The organism is Streptomyces prasinopilosus, from assembly GCF_001419695.1.
GTDB classification, from domain to species: domain Bacteria; phylum Actinomycetota; class Actinomycetes; order Streptomycetales; family Streptomycetaceae; genus Streptomyces; species Streptomyces prasinopilosus.
The window spans coordinates 1-3,580 of record NZ_LIRG01000112.1 but is presented as its reverse complement, the minus strand read 5'-3'; the positions used below and the strand labels follow the sequence as shown (position 1 = coordinate 3,580).

Annotated in this window: 4 protein-coding genes; all 4 read left to right on the top strand. The window is 68.2% G+C overall.

Annotated features, from left to right (window positions below; translation table 11 throughout):
* Nucleotides 1-149: 149 nt before the first annotated feature.
* The 4 genes from sdhC to AOK18_RS06010 are packed head-to-tail and all read left to right on the top strand — an operon-like array spanning nucleotide 150 to nucleotide 3,571.
* On the top strand, nucleotides 150-530 hold the full coding sequence (gene sdhC, locus AOK18_RS06025) for a succinate dehydrogenase, cytochrome b556 subunit (protein WP_074994201.1): 381 nt from the start codon (nucleotides 150-152) through the stop codon (nucleotides 528-530).
* A gap of 5 nt (nucleotides 531-535) precedes the next feature.
* Nucleotides 536-1,018, top strand: a complete 483-nt coding sequence (locus tag AOK18_RS06020; protein WP_055570422.1) for a succinate dehydrogenase hydrophobic membrane anchor subunit — start codon at nucleotides 536-538, stop codon at nucleotides 1,016-1,018.
* Nucleotides 1,019-1,037: 19 nt separating this feature from the next.
* Nucleotides 1,038-2,792, top strand: coding sequence for a succinate dehydrogenase flavoprotein subunit (sdhA, locus tag AOK18_RS06015; RefSeq protein ID WP_055570423.1), 1,755 nt, complete (start codon nucleotides 1,038-1,040; stop codon nucleotides 2,790-2,792).
* Nucleotides 2,792-3,571 (top strand): succinate dehydrogenase iron-sulfur subunit, encoded by a 780-nt coding sequence (locus AOK18_RS06010; protein ID WP_055570424.1) that lies wholly within the window; start codon nucleotides 2,792-2,794, stop codon nucleotides 3,569-3,571. Before sdhA ends, AOK18_RS06010 begins: the two co-directional genes overlap by 1 nt.
* The last annotated feature ends 9 nt before the right edge of the window (nucleotides 3,572-3,580 follow it).

Here is a 3,580-nt window from a genome sequence, read left to right as displayed (position 1 = left end):
GGACGCGGGGCGGACAGCGGCAGGCCCGCTGTCCGCCCCGCGTCCATACGTGGCTACGATGCTGGGGGCCGGTGGACCGTACCCGGCCGGGCCCGACCGACACGGAGAAAGCCGGCGCGGCCCCAACCCCCGCTCCCGGAGGAAATTCCGTGCCGGCTGGAACGCTGTACCGCGGCCGGGAAGGAATGTGGTCCTGGGTGGCTCATCGAGTCACCGGCGTCCTCATCTTCTTCTTCCTGTTCGTCCACGTGCTGGACACCGCCCTCGTGCGCGTGTCCCCTGAGGCCTACGACACCGTCGTGGCCACGTACAAGACTCCGATCGTCGCGCTGCTGGAGTACGGCCTCGTCGCCGCCATCCTCTTCCACGCGCTCAACGGCCTGCGCGTCATCGCCGTCGACTTCTGGCTCCAGGGTGCCCGGTACCAGAAGCAGATGCTCTGGACCGTCGTCGCCGTGTGGGTCGTGCTGATGATCGGGGCGCTCTACCCCGTGCTCGGCCACGCCGCTCGTGAACTGTTCGGGAGCTGACGCCCATGTCCACGACTGAATCCACCGCCTCGGGCATCGGTCCCGTCGAGGGCGCGTCGCTCTACTCGGTCGACAACCCCGCGCCGGTCATCGAGCCCCCGCGCAAGCGGACCAAGAAGAGCCCCAAGAGCACCCGGGGCAACTTCGAGATGGCCGCCTGGCTGTTCATGCGCCTGTCCGGCGTCGTCCTGGTCGTCCTGGTCATCGGGCACCTGCTGATCCAGCTCGTGCTGGACGGCGGCGTCTCCAAGATCGGCTTCGCCTTCGTGGCCGGCCGCTGGGCCTCGCCGTTCTGGCAGGTCTGGGACCTGCTGATGCTCTGGCTCGCGATGCTGCACGGCGCGAACGGCCTGCGCACGGTCATCAACGACTACGCGGAGCGCGCGAACACCCGGCTGTGGCTCAAGGGCCTGCTCTACACCGCCACGGTGTTCACCATCCTGCTGGGCACGCTGGTGATCTTCACCTTCGACCCGAACATCCGCTAGGCACGGGGTTGCGAGAATCATGAAGATCCACAAGTACGACACCGTCATCGTCGGCGCCGGCGGCGCGGGCATGCGCGCGGCCATCGAGTCGACGAAGCGCAGCCGCACCGCCGTGCTGACCAAGCTCTACCCCACCCGCTCCCACACGGGCGCCGCGCAGGGCGGCATGGCCGCCGCGCTGGCCAACGTGGAGGAGGACAACTGGGAGTGGCACACCTTCGACACGGTCAAGGGCGGTGACTACCTGGTCGACCAGGACGCCGCCGAGATCCTGGCGAAGGAGGCCATCGACTCCGTCCTCGACCTGGAGAAGATGGGCCTGCCGTTCAACCGCACCCCGGACGGCACCATCGACCAGCGCCGCTTCGGCGGCCACAGCCGCAACCACGGCGAGGCCCCGGTCCGCCGCTCCTGCTACGCGGCCGACCGCACCGGTCACATGATCCTCCAGACGCTGTACCAGAACTGCGTCAAGGAGGGCGTGGAGTTCTTCAACGAGTTCTACGTCCTGGACCAGCTGATCACCGAGGTCGACGGCGTCAAGAAGTCGGCCGGCGTGGTGGCCTACGAGCTGGCCACCGGCGAGATCCACGTCTTCCAGGCGAAGTCCGTGATCTACGCCTCCGGCGGCAACGGCAAGTTCTTCAAGGTGACGTCCAACGCGCACACCCTGACCGGTGACGGCCAGGCGGCCGTGTACCGGCGCGGGCTGCCGCTGGAGGACATGGAGTTCTTCCAGTTCCACCCGACCGGCATCTGGCGCATGGGCATCCTGCTGACGGAGGGCGCCCGCGGTGAGGGCGGCATCCTGCGCAACAAGGACGGCGAGCGCTTCATGGAGAAGTACGCGCCGGTCATGAAGGACCTCGCCTCCCGCGACGTCGTGTCCCGGTCCATCTACACGGAGATCCGCGAGGGCCGCGGCTGCGGTCCCGAGGGCGACCACGTCTACCTGGACCTCACCCACCTCCCGCCGGAGCAGCTGGACGCCAAGCTGCCCGACATCACGGAGTTCGCGCGGACCTACCTGGGCATCGAGCCGTACACGGACCCGATCCCGATCCAGCCGACCGCGCACTACGCCATGGGCGGCATCCCGACGAACGTCCGGGGCGAGGTGCTGGCGGACAACACCACCGTCGTGCCCGGTCTGTACGCGGCGGGCGAGGTGGCCTGCGTGTCGGTGCACGGCGCCAACCGGCTGGGCACCAACTCGCTGCTGGACATCAACGTGTTCGGCAAGCGGGCCGGCATCGCGGCCGCCGAGTACGCGCACACCACCGACTTCGTCGAGCTGCCCGAGGACCCGGAGGCCTTCGTCGTCGGGCAGATCGAGCGGCTGCGGTCCTCCACCGGCACCGAGCGGGTGGCCGAGATCCGCCGCGAGCTGCAGGAGACCATGGACGCCAACGTCATGGTGTTCCGCACCGAGCAGACGATCAAGACCGCGGTGGAGAAGATCGGGGAGCTGCGCGAGCGCTACCGGAACGTCTCCGTCCAGGACAAGGGCAAGCGGTTCAACACCGACCTGCTGGAGGCCATCGAGCTGGGCAACCTGCTCGACCTGGCCGAGGTCATGGCCGTCTCCGCGCTCGCCCGCAAGGAGTCCCGCGGCGGTCACTACCGCGAGGACTACCCGAACCGGGACGACGTCAACTTCATGCGCCACACCATGGCGTACCGCGAGGTGGGCGACGACGGCTCCGAGTCGATCCGGCTCGACTACAAGCCGGTCGTCCAGACCCGCTACCAGCCGATGGAGCGTAAGTACTGATGGCTACCCCCGTTATGGACAAGGCGGACGCGGCCGGCTCGCCCGAGCCCGGCTTCGGCGACTCCCCGTACATCACCGCGACCTTCCGGATCCGCCGGTTCAACCCGGAGGTCTCGGCCGAGGCGACCTGGGAAGACTTCCAGATCGAGATCGACCCCAAGGAGCGCGTCCTGGACGCGCTGCACAAGATCAAGTGGGACCTGGACGGCACGCTCACCTTCCGCCGTTCCTGCGCCCACGGCATCTGCGGCTCCGACGCCATGCGGATCAACGGCAAGAACCGCCTGGCGTGCAAGACGCTGATCAAGGACCTCAACCCCGAGAAGCCGATCACGGTCGAGGCCATCAAGGGCCTCACGGTCCTCAAGGACCTGGTCGTGGACATGGAGCCGTTCTTCCAGGCGTACCGGGACGTGATGCCCTTCCTGATCACGAAGGAGACCAACGAGCCGACGCGCGAGCGGCTGCAGTCCGCCGAGGACCGCGAGCGCTTCGACGACACGACGAAGTGCATCCTGTGCGCCGCCTGCACGTCCTCGTGCCCGGTGTTCTGGAACGACGGCCAGTACTTCGGTCCGGCCGCGATCGTCAACGCGCACCGGTTCATCTTCGACTCGCGCGACGAGGCCGGCGAGCAGCGCCTGGAGATCCTCAACGACCGTGACGGGGTGTGGCGCTGCCGCACCACCTTCAACTGCACGGACGCGTGCCCGCGCGGCATCGAGGTCACCAAGGCGATCGCCGAGGTGAAGCGGGCGCTCATCACGCGCCGCTTCTGACGGCTCGGC